Origin of the sequence: Streptomyces sp. LaBMicrA B280 (assembly GCF_049222185.1) — a bacterium.
In the GTDB taxonomy this organism is placed as follows: domain Bacteria; phylum Actinomycetota; class Actinomycetes; order Streptomycetales; family Streptomycetaceae; genus Streptomyces; species Streptomyces murinus.
Map to the genome: position 1 here is coordinate 210,425 of NZ_JBMJCT010000005.1, position 18,396 is coordinate 228,820.

Sequence of the window (18,396 nt, forward strand, 5' to 3'; positions counted from 1 at the left end):
TGCCCCTCTCGGCTCACTCGCCGCGGTACAGCTCGCGCTTGTCGATGTAGCGCACGACTCCGTCCGGCACCATGTACCAGATGGGGTCGCCCTTGGCGACTCTCGCACGGCAGTCTGTGGAGGAAATGGCGAGCGCCGGAACCTCGACCAACGAGACGCCGCCTTCCGGCAGTCCCGGGTTGCTGAGGTGGTGGCCGGGCCGGGTGACACCGATGAAGTGCGCGAGGGAGAACAGCTCCTCGCTGTCGCGCCAGGTCAGCAGTTGGGCGAGGGCGTCGGCACCGGTGATGAAGAACAGGTCGGTGTCCGGGTTGAGGGCGCGCAGGTCGCGCAGGGTGTCCACGGTGTAGGTGGGGCCGCCGCGGTCGATGTCGATGCGGCTGACGGAGAACTGCGGGTTCTCGGCGGTGGCGATGACCGTCATCAGATAGCGGTCCTCGGCCGGGGAGACCTGGCGGTAGGACTTCTGCCACGGCTGGCCGGTGGGGACGAACACCACCTCGTCCAGCTGGAACTGCGCGGCGACCTCGCTGGCCGCCACGAGGTGCCCGTGGTGGATCGGGTCGAAGGTGCCGCCCATGACGCCCAGGCGCCGCTTGCCGGAGCGGGCGGGGCCGTGGCCCGGCCGGTGCCGGCGGTACTGCGGCTGATCGGTCATGTCGGCGTCGTCGGCGCCATCGTGCGCCGGACCGGTAGGCATGTCCTGCTCTCCCATGCGTGCAGACCCTACCGGCCCGGTCCTCGGCGTCCGGCCGGGGCCGGTCCCCCGGCTCAGCGGTCGCGGTTGAAGCGGGTGGTGATCCACAGCAGGAGAAGCAGGATGATGAAGGCGGCGCCGCCGGTGACGGCGGGGTTCAGGCTGTCGTGGTGGCCGCCCTCTTCGGCGGCGAGGGAGATCAGCGGGGCTGCGGCGCTGGTGAGCATCATCTTCGACAGGACCTATCGCGTGTGGGCGGGATAAAGACGTCGACTCATCGTATGCGGGCGGTCCTTCGGCGATCACGCCGACTCCGCCGTTGGGAAGCGAGGGGGCCGGGGCGGGGAACTCCCGCCGCCCCTCAGTCGTCCTTCTGCTTGTAGCCGCGCAGCAGGAACCAGGCGGTCAGCGCGCAACCCGCGATCATCACGAGCAGCACGATGCGGAGCATGTCGCCTCCGCCTCCCTGCTGCTGGGCGGCGCTCGCTGCGGCCTCGGTCAGCCGGGCGGCTGCGGGGTGGTGCTCCATGGCGTGGACTCCTTCGGCTGTCTGCCCGTCCACGGTATCTCCGCCTAGGCTGAACCCCGCCTCGGGGGCTCACCGCACTCACACGCACTTGGGGGAAGACATGCACGACGGCGATCGGCAGAGCGGGCACGAGCGGGTGCCCAGCAGGCAGCGGACGCGCTTTCCGGGGATCTCCTCGCGGGCGTACGAGCACCCGGCGGACCGGTCCGCCCTGGTGGCGCTGCGCAAGCTCAGCGGGTTCGACCAGGTGTTCAAGGCACTGAGCGGGCTGCTGCCGGAGCGGAGTCTGCGGCTGCTGTTCCTGTCCGACTCGGTGCGCGTCTCCGAACGGCAGTTCGGCCATCTGCACGACATGCTGCTGGATGCCTGCTACATCCTGGACCTGCCGAAGGTCCCGCCGATGTACGTCACCCAGGACCCGCAGCCGAACGCGATGTGCATCGGCCTGGACGAGCCGATCATCGTGATCTCCACGGGTCTGGTGGAGCTGCTGGACGAGGAGGAGATGCGCGCGGTCGTCGGCCACGAGGTCGGACATGCGCTGTCCGGGCACTCCGTGTACCGCACCGTCCTGCTGTTCCTGACGAACCTGGCGATCAAGGTCGCCTGGATCCCGCTGGGCAATCTCGCGATCATGGCGATCATCGCGGCGCTGCGGGAGTGGTTCCGCAAGTCCGAACTGTCCGCGGACCGGGCCGGGCTGCTGGTGGGCCAGGACGTACGGGCCTCGATGCGCGGCCTGATGAAGATCGCGGGCGGCAACCACCTGCACGAGATGAACGTGGACGCGTTCCTGGAGCAGGCCGAGGAGTACGACTCCGGCGGCGACCTGCGCGACTCCGTGCTGAAGATCCTGAACGTGCTGCCCCGCTCGCACCCGTTCACCACCGTGCGCGCCGCCGAGCTGAAGAAGTGGGCCGAGTCGCGGGACTACCAGCGGATCGTGGACGGCCACTACCCGCGCCGCGACGACGACAAGGACGCCAAGGTCAGCGACTCCTTCCGGGAGTCCGCGGCGAGCTACGCGAGCGATGTCAAGGACTCCAAGGACCCGCTGATGAAGCTGGTCAGCGATCTGGCGGGGGGCGCGGGAGACCTGGGCGGCCGCGTCAAGCGCGGCTTCGACGGTTTCAAGAGCCCCCCGCCGGCCAAGGGCGGTCCGGCCCCGGCGGCCGAGTAGGCGCCCTCACGCCCTGGGCTGCGCCCCCGTGGCCAGCGTGCCGCACAGGGAGGCGGGGCTGTCCGTCTGGTACGGATCGGTGCCCGCGGGGGCGCCCGGGTGGGGGGCCTGGCCCGCCAGCAGGGGGTGGAGGTACGCCGTGGAGTCCTCAGCGCAGGACAGCGGGCCGGCCTCCACATAGGCCGTGATCAGCTGGACCTGGCGGGTGCGCAGGTCGTCGCGGGTGAAGCGGAAGGTCAGCGCGCGGCGGACGGTGAAGAGGGAGACGGGGGCGCTCGCGGTGCCGGTGGGGCGCAGGGCGTAGACGAAGGTGTGGTCGGCGCTGACCTCCAGGGTCGCCGGGTCCGCCTCGGTGAAGCGCAGCTCGCCCCGGACCCGGATCCGGTCGTCGGCCAGCCGGTCGCGGGCCGGGTCCAGGCGCACCACCCAGCCGGTCGGTGCGTGCCGCCCGTCCGCCGCCGGGCGGTCGAAGCTGCGGTCGAACTGGGCGAGCTGGTCGGAGTCGACCAGCGCCCGCGCCGGGGCCGTCTCGTGCCCGGTGAGCACCTCCGGGTAGAGCGCGGAGCGGACGATGTAGTCCTTGGCCGTGGTCAGCGCCGTCATGACCTGGCTGTCGGAGAAGTGCGCGGTGCCCCGCGCGGCCGGCAGCGGGACCCCCTCGGCGCCGACGTCGAACTGCGCGGCGGGACTGTGCGCGTACAGCGTCTCCGCGTCCGTGCCCCCGGGCACCTCGCCCTGCGGGGCGAGCGGTATGACCGTCATCCGCAGCGGCTCCACGGGCCGGGGGGCCTCGGCGGAGTCGTACGGATGGCGCACCCCCATGTAGACGGCGGTGCCGAAGGCCACGGCGATCAGCAGCGCCAGGACCATCGCCTGGCGGACGAGCCCCCGGTGCAGCGGCCGGCGGCGCACGGCGGGCGCGTGGTCGGCCATCCGCTCCTCGGCCGAGTACTCCTGGAGGCGGGCAGCGCGCACGAACGACTCGTCGAACACGACGGATCGGTATTCGTCCTCCGCACCACCGGGGCCGCCCTCGGGTGTCCCCTCCGGTGGGTCTCCAGGCCCGCCCATACTTTCAGAGTGGGTTTGTGGGGCCCCGGGTAAACGCCCCGCTCCACCACAACTTCTGACAACTCCTCACCCGGAGCCGATCAGGGCAGGTGGGGCACCGCCGACACCGTGGGGCGCACGGGAGCCACGGCGGGGATCCGGTTCTGGCCCGTCGTGGTGGACGACGGCAGCTGGTCCCGGGTGCCCGAGGAGGCGCCCCGGTAGACCGCGGCGAAGGCGAGGGCGACCATGCCGACGCCCATCACCACGGCGAGCACCCAGGCCACCGGCCGGTGCCAGCGGGCCTGTCTGCCATGGCCGTCGAAGGGCCCCCGGTCGAGGGCGTAGACGTCGTCCAGCTCGTCGAAGTCGTCGTCCGGGTCCTCGCCGAGATCGGCGCCCCCGTAGGCGTCGTCGTACCGCTCGCTCCGGGCGCGGGCGCGGCGGGCGGCCTCGGAGGCCTCGGCTCTGGCCTCCGCGGCGGCAAGGAGGCGTTCGACGGCGGTCGGCTCATGGACCGTGGCCGCCCGTACGAAGTCCTCGTCGAAGACCACGGAGGCGAACTCTTCGTCCGACACCCCGCGGTCGTGGTCGTCGTCGGGCTCCCAGCCGTCAGGGAACGGCGTGCCCCCCACGTCCTCCGGCACATGTCCAGAGTAGACCTGGGGGGTCAATTTGGGCAGACGGTACGGAAATTCATCCGCCTGTCGAGACGCCCCGCGAGGCGGGATGTCAGCGGCGGATGTGCCCGTCGCCGGTGACGATGTACTTGGTGCTGGTCAGCTCCGGCAGGCCCATCGGCCCACGGGCGTGCAGCTTCTGGGTGGAGATGCCGATCTCCGCGCCGAAGCCGAACTGGCCGCCGTCGGTGAACCGGGTGGAGGCGTTCACGGCGACCGTGGTCGAGTCGACCAACTGGGTGAACCGGCGGGCGGCCTGCTGCGAGGTGGTGACGATCGCCTCGGTGTGCCCGGAGGTCCACAGCCGGATGTGCTCGACGGCCTTGTCGAGGGAGTCCACGACGGCGGCGGCGATGTCGTACGACAGGTACTCGGTCTCCCAGTCCTCCGGGGTCGCCTCGACCACGGTGGCCTTCGAGCCCTCGGCGTGGGCCATGACCCGCTCGTCCGCGTGCACGGTGACACCGGCCTCGGCCAGCGCGTCCAGGGCGCGCGGCAGGAACTCGGCGGCGATGTCCTGGTGGACCAGCAGGGTCTCGGCCGCGTTGCACACGCTGACCCGCTGGGCCTTGGAGTTGACGAGGATGTCGATCGCCGTGTCGATGTCGGCCTGCGCGTCGACGTAGACGTGGCAGTTGCCGGTGCCGGTCTCGATGACGGGCACGGTGGACTCGCTGACCACGGTCCTGATCAGGGAGGCGCCGCCGCGCGGGATGAGGACGTCGACGAGGCCGCGGGCGCGCATCAGCTCGCGCACGGACTCGCGGCTCTCCCCCGGCACCAGCTGTACGGCGTCGGCGGGCAGCCCGGCGCCGCCGACCGCGTCCCGGATCACCCGGACGAGGGCGGTGTTGGACTCGTAGGCGGAGGCGGAGCCGCGCAGCAGGACCGCGTTGCCGGACTTCAGGCAGAGCGCGGCGGCGTCCACGGTGACATTGGGGCGGGCCTCGTAGACGATGCCGACGACGCCGAGCGGGACGCGGACCTGGCGCAGGTCGATGCCGTTGGGCAGGGTGGAGCCGCGGACCACCTCGCCGACCGGGTCGGGCAGCCCCGCCACGTCCCGGACGTCGGCGGCGATGGCCCGGACCCGCTCGGGGGTGAGGGCGAGCCGGTCCACGACGGCCTCGCCGGTGCCGCTCTCGCGCGCCTTGGCCACGTCCTTGGCGTTGGCCTCGATGATCTCCCCGGTCCGCACCTCCAGGGCGTCGGCGATCGCCAGCAGCGCGTCGTCCTTCACGGCGCGCGGCAGCGGCGCGAGGTCGGCGGCGGCGGCCCTGGCCCGGTAGGCGGCCTGGGTGACCGGGGACATCGAGTCGTACGGCGAGAGCGTGGTCATGGGGGAAGGGTAGTGCGCGGCGCGGAGCCCTTCCGCGCACGTTCCACACCCCGAGACGAAAACCCGGAAAACCCCGGATATCCCCGGTGAGGGATCAGAAGGGGTGGACCCCTACGGGGGTCGCGGGCGGCGGTCCGTACCCCTCCGCGATGCGCTGGTGGTACGTCTCGCGGTCGATGACCTCCAGACCGACGATCTCCCACGGGGGCAGTCCGGCGCTGAGCCGGTGCTCGCCCCACAGGCGCAGTGCGACCGCGGCCGCGTCATGCAGGTCGCGGGCCTCTTCCCAGTACCGGATCTCGGCGTGGTCGCTCGCGTATCTGCTGGTCAGCAGGAAGGGGTGGTCGTGAGCCAGCTGTTCCAGGGCCCGGCGCAGGTCCGTGAGGGGGACGCTCTTGCCGGCCACGCTGAGCGTGACGTGCCACAGCCGGGGCAGGTCCCTGGGTTCCTCGTAGGTGCCCCCGGCCGCGACGCTCGTCAGGGCACCTCGGGTGGTACCCCCAGGGCGCACTCGTCTCACGACGGCCTCCTTCACCCACGTGCTCGGAAAACGTGTCTCGCACACAAAGTTGAGCAGGCCGTAAGGCTTCGCGGGGCGGTTTTACGGAACGTCCCCCACCGGAGGCCCCCGGGTGCGCCCCGCTGTACGAGTGTCACCCGTGCAGGAGCACCAGGTCGTCCCTGTGTACGACCTCGCGTTCGTACGCCGGACCCAGTTCGCGTGCCAGCTCGTGGGTCGAACGCCCGATCAGCCGGGGGATCTCCTTGGCGTCGAAGCTGACGAGCCCCCGCGCCACCGCGCGGCCACCGGCGTCCCGCAGTTCCACGGGGTCGCCCGCGCTGAACTCGCCCTCCACGGCGGCGATCCCGGCGGGCAGCAGCGACTTGCGGCCCTGCACGACCGCCGCCACGGCGCCGTCGTCCAGGGTGAGCGCGCCCCGCGGGGTGGAGGCGTGCTGGAGCCAGAGCAGCCGGTCGGCGGAGCGCTTGCCGGTGGGGTGGAAGTACGTGCCGGTGTCGCCGCCGCCGAGGGCGTCCGCCGCGTGCACAGTGCTGGTCAGCACCACCGGGATGCCGGCGGCGGCCGCGATCCGGGCGGCCTCCACCTTGGTCACCATGCCGCCGGTGCCGACGCCCGCCTTGCCCGCGCTGCCGATCTCGACGCCCGCGAGGTCCTGGGGGCCGTGGATCTCCGCTATCCGGGAGGTGCCGGGCCTGCTGGGGTCCCCGTCGTAGACGCCGTCGACGTCGGAGAGGAGGACGAGCAGGTCGGCGTGGACGAGATGGGCGACGAGGGCGGCGAGCCGGTCGTTGTCGCCGAAGCGGATCTCGTCGGTGGCGACGGTGTCGTTCTCGTTGACGATCGGCAGGGCGCCCATCGCGAGGAGCTTGTCGAGGGTGCGCGAGGCGTTGCGGTGATGGGCGCGGCGGCTCATGTCGTCGCTGGTGAGCAGGACTTGGCCGACGCGGACGCCGTACCGGGCGAAGGAGGCGGTGTAGCGGGCGACCAGCAGCCCCTGCCCGACGCTGGCGGCGGCCTGCTGCCGGGCGAGGTCACGGGGGCGGCGGCGCAGCCCGAGCGGCGCGAGCCCGGCGGCGATGGCGCCGGAGGAGACGAGGACGACCTCCCTGTTTCCGGTGCCGCGGCTCTTGGCCAGCACATCCACCAGGGCGTCCACCCGGTCGGCGTCCAGGCCGCCCGCCGCACTGGTCAGGGAGGAGGACCCCACCTTGACGACGATCCTGTGGGCCGTGCCCACGGCCTGCCTCGCGCTTGCCACCTTGCCCGCCGTCCCTTTCGCCCGTGTACCGGCCTCGTGCTGCGCAATGTACGCGACCAGGGGCCTTCGGTGCGCTCCGGTTTCGCCGGGCGGACACCCGCCACCGGCGGCCGGCGCCGAGGAACCGACGGGAAAGGGAGAGCGCGCGACCATTCAGCAAGGTTCGCAATTCACGAAGGGCGCGCCGCTTTTTTCTTTTCCGGTTTTCAGGGGCGGGGAATTCTTCACCAAGCCGCCCCCGTCACCCCTGCCACCGCGCGAGTGCCACCACAGCCGCCGCACCAGGCGCCGCCGACCGGGGCCCGGCCGGGGCCGGGCTTGCGACCGCGCTGTGCGGGTCGGTGTCGAATCCACCACATCCCGCCCGAAACCATGGACCGGAACGCACAACATCCGCACCACGGGCCCCGGCACGGCCGCGCGGGGCGGGTTGACCGGATCGTCCGGTTCGCGCCGCCGAAAGCGCCGCTCTCACCGTGGGCTCACCTTCTCTTACCCAGGCGGGCGGCCACCGGGACGCATCGGCACCGCCCTGCCCGCGGGGCCGGATCCGGCCACCTCGGGAGCCCTGCGCCCGCGCCCGTGAGTCACGCCACACCCGGGCCACCGGGTCCCGTCCGGTCATACGGTGAGACCATCCGGTAGGGCACGTTAGGGTAGGGTTAAACGCCCCTTAACCTCGCACTCCTTGTGCCTCTCGCCTTCCGCTCCGCACCGGCAGCGGGAGGCGGTTGAGAGTCTGACCGACAGTCCAGGAGCCCCAAGCATGCCCGTAGCGAATGGAAACGCTTCGCCGAAAATAAGCGTTGTCGTCCCTGTCTACAAAGTCCAGGGATATCTCCGTGCGTGCTTGGACTCCATTCTGTCCCAGTCCTTCGAGGACTTCGAGATCGTCGCCATCGACGACCACTCGCCCGACGCCTGCGGTCGGATACTCGATGAATACGCCGCCCTCGACAACCGCGTCATACCCGTGCACCTGGAGGAGAACCAGGGCATCGGAAAGGCGCGTGACGCCGGTGCGCTGAAGTCCCGCGGCGAGTACATCCTCTTCCTGGACAGCGACGACACCCTGGCCGACGGCGCGCTCCAGGCGATCGCCGACCGGCTGGAGGCCACGGGCGACCCGGACATCCTGCTGCTCAACCACGTCCGCACGTACTGGAACAACCGGGTCCAGGCGAGCGCGGCCGGTGAACTCCTCGCGAGCGCGGGCACGGACGTCTTCACGGCCCTCGAACGGCCGGACTTCCTCACCATGTTCGCCGTCGTCTGGAACCGCGCCTACCGCCGCGAGTTCTACGTCGGCAACAACTTCATCTTCACGGACGGCATCTACGAGGACGCGCTCATGGTCTACAAGACCATGCTGACCGCGGAGACCATCGCCGCCACCGACCACGTCTGCGTCGAGTACCGCCAGCGCCGCCAGGGCAACTCCATGCGCACGCCCGGCCGCAAGCACTTCGGCATCTTCCAGCAGTACGCGCGCCTGTTCGAGTTCCTCGACCAGCACCCCGAGACCGAGCCCGTGCGCGCCCTGCTGTTCGAGCGCGCGGCGAGCCACTACCTGTTCACGCTGGCCCGCGAGGACCGCATCGTCCCCAAGGACCGCGCGGAGTTCTTCAAGCTCGCGGCCGCCTCGTACAAGCGCTACAAGCCCAAGGGCTTCGTGCTCCCCGAGGGCTCCCAGGGCGTCCGGTTCCAGCTGCTGGAGCGCGGCTCCTACACGGCGTACGCCGCGGTGACCGCCGCCGGCAACACCCGCCGCCAGGTCATCCAGCGCGCCACCAAGGTCAAGACCAAGCTCGGCAAGACCGCCTACAACCGGCTGTACCGGCTGCACCTGCGCCGCCCGGTGGACGAGAACCTCGCGGTCTACGCGGCCTACTGGAACCGCGGTGTCGCCTGCAACCCGGCGGCCATCTACTACAAGGCCAAGGAACTCGCCCCGAACGTGCACGGCGTGTGGATCGTGCGCCGCGACATGGTGGACAACGTCCCCGCGGGCGTCGACTACGTGGTGGCCAACTCGCCGCGCTACTGGGAGGTCATGGCCCGCGCCAAGTACCTCGTCAACAACGTCAACTTCCCGAACAACATCGTCAAGCGGCCCGAGCAGGTCTTCCTGCAGACCCACCACGGCACCCCGCTGAAGCAGATGGGCATCGACCAGCAGAAGTACCCGGCGGCGGCGAAGAACATGAGCTTCGCCAAGATGCTGGAGCGGGCCGACAAGTGGGACCTGAGCCTCACCTCCAACCAGCACTCCACGGAGAACTGGGAGCGGGTCTACCCCTGCGCGTTCGAGGCGATCGAGTTCGGCTACCCACGCAACGACGTCTTCTTCCGCACCGACGGTGACGACGTCCTGCGCATCCGCCGCGAGCTGGGCATCGAGGACGGCAAGAAGGCCATCCTGTACTGCCCGACCGTGCGCGACTACCAGAAGGGCTACGTCCCCCGTATCGACCTGGAGCGCTTCTGCTCCGAGCTCGGCCCGGACTTCGTCGTCCTGGTGCGCACGCACTACTTCTACGGCGCCGACCCCCGCCTGGAGGCCCTCCAGGAGCGCGGTCTGATCAAGGACGTGTCCACGTACCCGGTGGTGGAGGACCTCTGCCTGGCCGCCGACGCGCTGATCACGGACTACTCGTCCATCATGTTCGACTACGCGTGCCTGGACCGCCCGATCGTCACCTACGCGGACGACTGGGAGGTCTACCGCAAGGCCCGCGGTGTCTACTTCGACATCCTCTCCGGGCAGCCGGGCGAGACGCCGGGTACGACCGCGACCGACGAGGACCAGCTGATCGAGGTCTTCCGTTCCGGTGCCTGGAACGGCTCCGAGGCCGCCGAGCTGCGTGCCGCGTTCCGTGAGCGCTTCGTGCAGTTCGACGACGGAAACGCGGCCGAGCGTGTGGTGCGCCGGCTCTTCCTCGGCCAGCGGGAGACCACCCCCGCGGTGCTTCCGCTGGACGACCGGACGCCCGCGCCCGCACCGGGGTCCCTCGCCCAGGCCCGCATCCCGCGGCAGCCCACCGGTGAGCACGGCCTCATCGACGCCTGAGCCGGGCCCCGCCACGCCTGAGCACGGCTCATCGACGCCCGAACGCGGCCGGGACCGACCCCGGCCGCACCGGCGCCCGACGCGCTAAACGAGAGAGACGAACACCTGATGGCTTCCCGCCCCACCATTTCCAAGGCGGTCATACCGGCGGCGGGTCTCGGCACCCGCTTCCTGCCGGCGACCAAGGCGACTCCCAAGGAGATGCTCCCGGTCGTCGACAAGCCCGCGATCCAGTACGTGGTCGAGGAGGCCGTGTCCGCGGGGCTCGACGACGTCCTGATGATCACCGGTCGTAACAAGCGTCCCCTGGAGGACCACTTCGACCGCAACTACGAGCTGGAGTCGGCCCTTCAGAAGAAGGGCGACGCGAGCCGGCTCGCCAAGGTGCAGGAATCCAGTGACCTGGCGACCATGCACTACGTCCGCCAGGGCGACCCCAGGGGTCTCGGCCACGCCGTGCTGTGCGCGGCCCCGCACGTCGGCCACGAGCCCTTCGCGGTCCTGCTCGGCGACGACCTGATCGACCCCCGCGACCCCCTGCTCCAGCGCATGATCGAGGTCCAGGAGCGGCACGGCGGCAGCGTGATCGCCCTCATGGAGGTCGCGCCCGAGCAGATCCACCTCTACGGCTGCGCCGCCGTCGAGGCCACCGCCGAGGGCGACGTCGTCAAGATCAGCGGACTGGTCGAGAAGCCCGACCCGGCCGACGCCCCCTCCACCTACGCGGTCATCGGCCGTTATGTGCTGGCCCCGCAGATCTTCGACGTCCTGCGCGAGACCGAGCCGGGCCGGGGCGGCGAGATCCAGCTGACCGACGCGCTCCAGCAGCTCGCCAGCGACGAGAAGCTCGGCGGCCCGGTGCACGGCGTCGTCTTCCGCGGCCGCCGCTACGACACCGGCGACCGCGGCGACTACCTGCGCGCCATCGTCCGGCTCGCCTGCGAACGCGAGGACCTGGGCCCGGAGTTCCGGACCTGGCTGCGCGGTTACGTCGGCCAGGAGCTGACCGAGGGCTGAGGCGGCCACCGCGGCGGATACGGCAGAGGGCGGGCCCGGAGGATTTCTCCTCCGGGCCCGCCCTCTGTCATCGGCTCTGCTTAAAACGGCTCGAAGTCGTCGAACTCCCGGCCGGCCTCGTCCCGTTCGGCGTCCCGGTCCCGGCGGCGCTGGGCCGCGGGACGGGGTGCCTCGAAGCGGTGGTCCTCGCCGCGGCGGCCGAGCATCTCGGCGCCCGCCGTGACCGACGGCTCCCAGTCGAAGACGACCGCGTTCTCCTCGGGACCGATGGCGACGCCGTCGCCGCCCCGGGCGCCCGCCTTCATCAACTGCTCTTCCACGCCGAGGCGGTTGAGCCGGTCGGCGAGGTAGCCGACGGCCTCGTCGTTGTTGAAGTCGGTCTGCCGCACCCAGCGCTCGGGCTTCTCGCCGCGCACCCGGAACAGCGGCTCACCGCCGGTCTCCTCACGGGTGACGGTGAAGCCGGCGTCATCCACCGCCTTGGGCCGGATGACGATCCGCGTGGCCTCTTCCTTGGGCTTGGCCGCACGCGCCTTGCCGACCAGGTCGCCGAGGGCGAAGGACAGCTCGCGCAGACCGATGTGGGCGACCGCCGACACCTCGAAGACGCGGTAGCCGCGGGCCTCCAGGTCGGGGCGGACCATCTCGGCGAGGTCCTTGCCGTCGGGCACGTCGATCTTGTTCAGGACGACGATGCGGGGCCGGTTGTCCAGACCGCCGTACTGCCGCAGCTCCTCCTCGATGATGTCGAGGTCGGAGAGCGGGTCCCGGTCGGACTCCAGGGTCGCGGTGTCCAGGACGTGCACCAGCACACTGCACCGCTCCACGTGCCGCAGGAACTCCAGGCCCAGGCCCTTGCCCTGGCTGGCGCCCGGGATCAGCCCCGGCACGTCGGCGATGGTGTAGACGGTGGAGCCCGCGGTGACGACACCGAGGTTGGGCACCAGGGTGGTGAAGGGGTAGTCCGCGATCTTCGGCTTGGCGGCGCTGAGCACCGAGATCAGCGAGGACTTGCCGGCGCTCGGGTAGCCGACCAGCGCCACGTCGGCGACGGTCTTCAGCTCCAGGACGACCTCCTGGAGGTCGCCGGGCACACCGAGCAGCGCGAAGCCGGGCGCCTTGCGGCGGGCCGAGGACAGCGCCGCGTTGCCGAGGCCGCCGCGGCCGCCCTGTGCGGCGATGTACGACGTCCCCTGCCCGACCAGGTCGGCGAGGACGTTGCCCGCCTTGTCGAGCACGACGGTGCCGTCCGGGACCGGCAGGATCAGGTCCTGGCCGTCCTTGCCGGCGCGGTTGCCGCCCTCGCCGGGCTTGCCGTTGGTGGCCTTGCGGTGCGGGGAGTGGTGGTAGTCGAGCAGCGTGGTGACCGACTGCTCCACGGTCAGGATGACGTCACCGCCACGCCCGCCGTTACCGCCGTCCGGGCCGCCGAGCGGCTTGAACTTCTCACGGTGGACGGAGGCACAGCCGTGGCCCCCGTTACCCGCGGCGACATGCAGTTCGACGCGGTCCACGAAGGTGGTCATGGTTCAGTGCCTCCAGAAATTACGGGTATGTCTTGGTACTAACACGCGAAAGGCGGACCCGCCTTCCCGATCGGGAAGTGAGGTCCGCCTCGCGAAACGTTCGATGCCGAATCAGGTGATTCAGGCGACCGGAACGATGTTCACGACCTTGCGGCCACGGTGGGTACCGAACTCCACCGCGCCCGGCAGCAGGGCGAACAGGGTGTCGTCGCCGCCACGGCCGACACCGGCGCCGGGGTGGAAGTGGGTACCGCGCTGGCGGACCAGGATCTCACCAGCGTTGACGACCTGACCGCCGAAGCGCTTCACGCCGAGCCGCTGGGCATTGGAGTCGCGACCGTTCCGGGTGGACGATGCGCCCTTCTTGTGTGCCATGTCTTCTCAGTCCCTTACTTCGCAGCCGTGGGGATCGACGTGACCTTGATCGCCGTGTACTGCTGGCGGTGGCCCTGCCGACGGCGGTAGCCGGTCTTGTTCTTGTAGCGCAGAATGTCGATCTTCTGGCCCTTGTGGTGGTCCACGACCTCGGCCTGGACCTTGATGCCGGCCAGCACCCACGGGTCGCTGGTCACAGCGTCGCCGTCGACAACGAGCAGGGTCGAGAGCTCGACCGTGTCGCCAACCTTGGCGGTGGAAATCTTGTCAACCTCAACGATGTCGCCGACAGCAACCTTGTGCTGGCGACCACCGCTGCGCACGATGGCGTACACGCGGATCTCTCTTTCGCTCGAAGAAACGGCACCCCCGCAGGCCAGCCACCCGGCATACGCATGGGCGACCTCTCCCGGCCGGCCTAGCGTCCGGGAGGAACAGGTTTACGGGGATGTGGCGGGCTCTATGACACGCCGACGGTCAAGGTTACGGGCCGGGGCCGTAGGGGTCAAACTGGGCGTCCGGCGGCGGCGACGTACCCGGCGTACGCCTCCGCGATCCCCTCGGGCGCCAGGCCGAGGTGCTCCAGGATGGTGTAGCGGCCCGGCCGGGTCTCCGGCGCGAACGCCACGGCCCGTACGAACTCCTCGTCGCTGAAGCCGATCTCCTCGGCCACCACGGGCAGCCCGTGCCTGCGCAGGCCCTCCACGATCAGCCGGGAGCCGTCGTGGTCGCCGCGCAGATACGTGGCGAACGCGGCGCCGAGGCCCACCTGTTCGCCGTGCGCGGCGGCCCGGCGGGGGTGGAGCAGGTCCAGCGCGTGGCTGATCTCATGGCAGGCGCCCGAGGAGGGCCGGGTGTGCCCGGCTATCGACATGGCGATACCGGTCAGCACCAGCCCCTCGGACAGCACGGTGAGGAACCCGTCGTCGCCGCAGCCGCCGGGGTGCCGCAGCACCGCCTCACCGGCCTGGCGGGCCATGGCCGCGGCGAGCCCGTCGATCTTCTCGCCGTTGACCCGGTGGTCCAGCTCCCAGTCCGCGACCGCGGAGATGTTGGACAGGGCGTCCCCGATCCCCGAGCGCACGAAGCGCAGCGGGGCCTCGCGGATCACGTCCAGGTCGATGAACAGGGCGATGGGCGCGGGCACTCCGTAGGAGCCGCGCCCCGCGTCGTTGTCCAGGTTGGACACGGGCGAGCAGATGCCGTCGTGCGAGAGGTTCGTCGGCACCACGACCAGGGGCAGCCCGATCCGTGCCGCGGAGTACTTCGCACAGTCGATGATCTTGCCGCCGCCGATGCCGACGACCGCGTCGAAGTCGCCGGACTTCATCCGGTCGGCCAGGTCGACCGCCTCGTCCAGGGTGCCGCCGCCCACCTCGAACCAGGTGGCGGCGGGCAGCGCGGGGGCGAGGCGCTCGCGCAGCTGGGCGCCGTAGCCGCGGCTGACGGCGACGGCGAGCCGCCCGGAGTCCGAGATGCGCTGGTCGGCGAGTACGCCCGCCAGATCGTCCAGGGCACCCGCGCGGATGTCCATGACGATCGGCGAGGGGAACAGCCGGGTCAGTACCGGCATGCGATCTCCCGCCCGCGGGCGAGGTCCTCGTGGTTGTCGATCTCGACCCAGTCGACGTCGCCGATGGGCGCCACGTCGATCCGGAAGCCGCGGTCGACCAGCTCCTGGTAGCCGTCCTCGTAGTACAGCTGGGGGTCGCGCTCGAAGGTCGTGCGCAGGGCGTCGGCCAGCTCCTCGGCGGCGTCGCCCTCGATCAGGGTCACGCCGATGTACTCGCCGGTCGCCTCGGCGGGGTCCATCAGCTTGGTGATCTTCGTCATGCCCTTGGCGGGGTCGACGACGACCTTCATCTCCTCGTCCGCCAGGGACTTCACGGTGTCCAGCGCGAGGATGATCTTCTTGCCGTCACCGCGGGCGGCCAGCAGCGTCTTCTCGACCGAGACCGGGTGCACGGTGTCGCCGTTGGCGAGGATCACACCGTCCTTGAGCGCGTCGCGCCCGCACCACAGGGAGTAGGCGTTGTTCCACTCCTCGGCCTTGTCGTTGTCGATCAGGGTGAGCTTGAGGCCGTACTTCTCCTCGAACTCGGCCTGGCGCGCGTAGACGGCCTCCTTGCGGTAGCCGACGATGACCGCGACCTCGGTCAGCCCGATCTCCGCGAAGTTGCCCAGGGTCAGGTCCAGGACGGAGACGGCCTCGGGCGCGTCCTGCGCGCCGACCGGCACCAGGGCCTTGGGCAGGGTGTCCGTGTAGGGGCGCAGTCGCCGTCCGGCGCCGGCCGCCAGCACGAGGCCTATCATCGCGGTTCTCTCCTTCGGTTCGGGGGGCGGGCCGGGGGCGCGGTGCCCCGGGCCCGCCGAAAAAGCAGGTGCGGCCCTCTCCTCGCGGACAGGACCGCACCCAGACGTGCCGGTGACCGGTCAGTCGACGGAGGCCGACTGCGGGGTCGCCGCGGTCTTCTTCGCCGCCGCCGTCTTCTTCGTGGCGGTGGCCTTCTTGGCCGTCGTCTTCTTCGCGGCGGTCTTCTTGGCGGCGGTCTTCTTCGCCGCCGTCTTCTTGGTGGCCGCCTTCTTGGCCGTGGCCTTCTTGGCCACCTTGCGGGCGGTCTTCTTGGCCGGAGCCTCCTCGGCGGGGGCCTCCTCGGTGGGAGCCTCCGCCGCGGGCGCCTCTTCCGCGGCCGCCGGGACGACCACGACGGCCGTCTCCTCGGACGCGGTCGGCGCGGCCGTCTGCCGCACCGCGCGACGGCGCGGACGGAGATCGGAAGAGCGTCCGACGCGCGACGGCTCGCCCGGCGGCGGCCACGGCCGCGACCGGCCGCCGCCTCCGCCTCGGCGACGCTGCTGTACAGCTCCTCGTCCGGCGCGAACTCCGGGGGCGTGAGGGCGACCGGCTCGGCGATCTCGGCGGCCACCTCGGCGGCCGTCTCGATCTCCGGCTCGGCGGCCTCGCCGCTCTCCACGGCGACCGCGGCGGTCTCGTGCACATGCTCGTGCTCGTGCGGCTGCTCCTGCGCGTCGCCGCCGCGGCCGCGCTTCTTGCGCTTGCCGCCGCCACCACCGCCACCGGCGGAGCCGGGCTGCTCCATGTGCACGATGACACCGCGCCCGTTGCAGTGCACACAGGTCTCGGAGAAGGACTCCAGCAGGCCCTGGCCGACCCGCTTACGGGTCATCTGCACCAGGCCGAGCGAGGTCACCTCGGCCACCTGGTGCTTCGTACGGTCGCGGCCCAGGCACTCCAGCAGGCGGCGCAGCACCAGGTCGCGGTTGGACTCCAGGACCATGTCGATGAAGTCGATCACGATGATGCCGCCGAGGTCGCGCAGCCGCAGCTGGCGCACGATCTCCTCGGCCGCCTCCAGGTTGTTCCTGGTGACCGTCTCCTCCAGGTTGCCGCCCTGGCCGGTGAACTTGCCGGTGTTGACGTCGACGACGACCATCGCCTCGGTCCGGTCGATCACCAGCGAACCGCCGCTGGGCAGCCAGACCTTGCGGTCCAGCGCCTTGGCGAGCTGCTCGTCGATCCGGTAGGTGGCGAAGACGTCGACCTCGGAGGTCCACTTCGACAGGCGGCCCGCGAGGTCGGGCGCGACGTGCGCGACGTACCCGTGGATCGTCTGCCAGGCCTCGTCACCGCTGACGATGACCTTGGAGAAGTCCTCGTTGAAGATGTCGCGCACGACCCGGACGGTCATGTCCGGCTCGCCGTACAGCAGCGTCGGCGCGTTGCCGCTCTTGGCCTTCTTCTGGATGTCCTCCCACTGCGCCTGGAGCCGCTCGACGTCGCGGCGCAGTTCGTCCTCGCTCGCGCCCTCGGCGGCGGTGCGCACGATGACGCCCGCGTCCTCGGGGACGATCTTCTTGAGGATCGTCTTCAGCCGGGCCCGCTCGGTGTCGGGCAGCTTGCGGCTGATGCCGGTCATGGAGCCCTCGGGCACGTACACGAGGTAGCGGCCCGGCAGGGAGACCTGGCTGGTCAGACGCGCGCCCTTGTGCCCGATCGGGTCCTTGGTGACCTGCACCAGGACCGACTGCCCGGACTTGAGGGCGGACTCGATGCGCCGCGGGCCGTTGCCCATGCCGAGCGCGCCGAAGTTGACCTCACCGGCGTACAGCACGGCGTTGCGGCCCTTGCCGATGTCGATGAAGGCGGCCTCCATCGACGGCAGCACGTTCTGCACCTTGCCGAGGTAGACGTTGCCGACGTACGACGTCGACTGCTCCTTGTTGACGTAGTGCTCCACGAGCACGTTGTCCTCGAGGACGCCGATCTGCGTGCGCTCGCCGTGCTGGCGGACGACCATCACCCGGTCGACGGCCTCACGGCGGGCCAGGAACTCGGCCTCGGTGATGATCGGGACCCGGCGACGGCCCTGCTCACGGCCCTCGCGGCGGCGCTGCTTCTTCGCCTCCAGACGGGTCGAGCCCTTGATGGACTGCACCTCGTCGGACGGCTCGCTCTGCTTGCGCGGCTCGCGGACCTTGACGACCGTACGCTCCGGGTCGTCGGAGGACGGCTCGCCGTCCGCGGCGGACTCACCGGCGCGACGACGGCGGCGACGACGGCGACGGCTGCCGGCGCTGGAGCCACCGGACTCCTCGCCGTGCGCCTCCTCGTCGTCCTCTTCCTCCTGCTCGGCGGTGTCCTCGGCGTCCTGCGCGGCCTGCTCGGCGGCCAGCTCCTCGGACTCCTCGCCGCCCTCGCCCTCGGCGGCGTCCCCGCGACGGCGGCGACGGCCGCCCCGGCGGCGACGGCGGCGCGAGGAGGACTCCTCGTAGCCCTCCCCGTCCTCGGCTTCGCCCTCGGCGCCCTCCGGCTCCTCGTCCTCGTCCTCGGCGGCGGCCTCGACGACCGGGGCCTCCTCCACGCGCTCGGCACGACGGCGACGGCGGCGGCGCGAACCGGCCTCGGCACGCTCCTCGGCGTACTCGGCACGCTGCTGCGGCTCCGCGGGCTGCTCGGCCTCGACGGGCTCGACGGGCTCGGCGGCTCCCGCGGCGGCCTCGGCGGCGGCCCGCTCGGGGGTCTGGAAACGCGGCTCGGCGAACACCGGCGCCTGGAAGACGGCGACGGCGGGCCGGGCCGGACGGCGCGAGCCCTCCTCGGCCCCGGCGCCGCGCGCGGGCTCGTTGGTGT

At 71.2% G+C, this 18,396-nt stretch carries 16 protein-coding genes and 1 pseudogene; 3 read left to right on the forward strand and 14 right to left on the reverse strand.

What is annotated here, in order from left to right:
• Window positions 1–13: 13 nt before the first annotated feature.
• From nadD to ACLF5H_RS05510, 3 genes are all read right to left on the reverse strand, one after another.
• Window positions 14–715 (reverse strand): nicotinate-nucleotide adenylyltransferase, encoded by a 702-nt coding sequence (gene nadD / locus ACLF5H_RS05500; RefSeq protein ID WP_421674925.1) that lies wholly within the window; start codon window positions 713–715, stop codon window positions 14–16.
• A gap of 56 nt (window positions 716–771) precedes the next feature.
• Window positions 772–927 carry a hypothetical protein gene (locus ACLF5H_RS05505; protein WP_164932529.1) on the reverse strand — a complete coding sequence of 52 codons (156 nt, stop codon included), beginning with the start codon at window positions 925–927 and terminating at the stop codon, window positions 772–774.
• Window positions 928–1,058: 131 nt separating this feature from the next.
• On the reverse strand, window positions 1,059–1,226 hold the full coding sequence (locus ACLF5H_RS05510) for a hypothetical protein (protein WP_421674926.1): 168 nt from the start codon (window positions 1,224–1,226) through the stop codon (window positions 1,059–1,061).
• A 100-nt stretch (window positions 1,227–1,326) separates the two neighbouring features.
• Between ACLF5H_RS05510 and ACLF5H_RS05515 the strand changes: the two genes are divergently transcribed.
• On the forward strand, window positions 1,327–2,406 hold the full coding sequence (locus ACLF5H_RS05515; protein WP_421674927.1) for a M48 family metallopeptidase: 1,080 nt from the start codon (window positions 1,327–1,329) through the stop codon (window positions 2,404–2,406).
• A 6-nt stretch (window positions 2,407–2,412) separates the two neighbouring features.
• On the opposite strand, the gene ACLF5H_RS05520 is transcribed toward ACLF5H_RS05515, so the two are convergent.
• The 5 genes from ACLF5H_RS05520 to proB all read right to left on the reverse strand — a co-directional run bounded on the left by ACLF5H_RS05520 (window position 2,413) and on the right by proB (window position 7,235).
• Window positions 2,413–3,477, reverse strand: a complete 1,065-nt coding sequence (locus ACLF5H_RS05520; RefSeq protein WP_421674928.1) for a hypothetical protein — start codon at window positions 3,475–3,477, stop codon at window positions 2,413–2,415.
• Between the two features lie 80 nt (window positions 3,478–3,557).
• Window positions 3,558–4,130 carry a hypothetical protein gene (locus ACLF5H_RS05525; protein WP_421674929.1) on the reverse strand — a complete coding sequence of 191 codons (573 nt, stop codon included), beginning with the start codon at window positions 4,128–4,130 and terminating at the stop codon, window positions 3,558–3,560.
• A gap of 58 nt (window positions 4,131–4,188) precedes the next feature.
• On the reverse strand, window positions 4,189–5,475 hold the full coding sequence (locus ACLF5H_RS05530; RefSeq protein WP_421674930.1) for a glutamate-5-semialdehyde dehydrogenase: 1,287 nt from the start codon (window positions 5,473–5,475) through the stop codon (window positions 4,189–4,191).
• A 94-nt stretch (window positions 5,476–5,569) separates the two neighbouring features.
• Entirely contained in the window at window positions 5,570–5,995 is a 426-nt protein-coding gene (locus tag ACLF5H_RS05535; RefSeq protein ID WP_128790027.1) for a hypothetical protein, read from the reverse strand.
• Window positions 5,996–6,128: 133 nt separating this feature from the next.
• A complete protein-coding gene (gene proB, locus ACLF5H_RS05540; protein ID WP_421674948.1) occupies window positions 6,129–7,235 on the reverse strand; it encodes a glutamate 5-kinase in 1,107 nt (368 codons plus the stop codon).
• A gap of 787 nt (window positions 7,236–8,022) precedes the next feature.
• Between proB and ACLF5H_RS05545 the strand changes: the two genes are divergently transcribed.
• Window positions 8,023–10,326 carry a bifunctional glycosyltransferase/CDP-glycerol:glycerophosphate glycerophosphotransferase gene (locus ACLF5H_RS05545; protein ID WP_421674931.1) on the forward strand — a complete coding sequence of 768 codons (2,304 nt, stop codon included), beginning with the start codon at window positions 8,023–8,025 and terminating at the stop codon, window positions 10,324–10,326.
• A gap of 108 nt (window positions 10,327–10,434) precedes the next feature.
• Complete coding sequence (galU, locus tag ACLF5H_RS05550; protein ID WP_421674932.1) at window positions 10,435–11,343, forward strand: UTP--glucose-1-phosphate uridylyltransferase GalU; 909 nt, start codon at window positions 10,435–10,437, stop codon at window positions 11,341–11,343.
• A gap of 80 nt (window positions 11,344–11,423) precedes the next feature.
• On the opposite strand, the gene obgE is transcribed toward galU, so the two are convergent.
• The 6 genes and pseudogenes from obgE to ACLF5H_RS05580 form a co-directional block, all read right to left on the reverse strand.
• Window positions 11,424–12,869 (reverse strand): GTPase ObgE, encoded by a 1,446-nt coding sequence (gene obgE, locus ACLF5H_RS05555; RefSeq protein ID WP_421674933.1) that lies wholly within the window; start codon window positions 12,867–12,869, stop codon window positions 11,424–11,426.
• 120 nt (window positions 12,870–12,989) lie between these two features.
• Entirely contained in the window at window positions 12,990–13,244 is a 255-nt protein-coding gene (gene rpmA / locus ACLF5H_RS05560; protein WP_030779398.1) for a 50S ribosomal protein L27, read from the reverse strand.
• 14 nt (window positions 13,245–13,258) lie between these two features.
• Window positions 13,259–13,579 (reverse strand): 50S ribosomal protein L21, encoded by a 321-nt coding sequence (gene rplU / locus ACLF5H_RS05565; protein WP_009188585.1) that lies wholly within the window; start codon window positions 13,577–13,579, stop codon window positions 13,259–13,261.
• A gap of 170 nt (window positions 13,580–13,749) precedes the next feature.
• On the reverse strand, window positions 13,750–14,817 hold the full coding sequence (locus ACLF5H_RS05570) for an iron-containing alcohol dehydrogenase family protein (RefSeq protein ID WP_421674934.1): 1,068 nt from the start codon (window positions 14,815–14,817) through the stop codon (window positions 13,750–13,752).
• The gene (locus ACLF5H_RS05575) at window positions 14,805–15,557 is read right to left on the reverse strand and encodes a sugar phosphate nucleotidyltransferase (protein ID WP_381888159.1); all 753 of its coding nucleotides are present in this window, start codon (window positions 15,555–15,557) and stop codon (window positions 14,805–14,807) included. Before ACLF5H_RS05575 ends, ACLF5H_RS05570 begins: the two co-directional genes overlap by 13 nt.
• 120 nt (window positions 15,558–15,677) lie before the next feature.
• Window positions 15,678–18,396, reverse strand: a pseudogene (locus ACLF5H_RS05580) (Rne/Rng family ribonuclease); the annotation flags it as partial.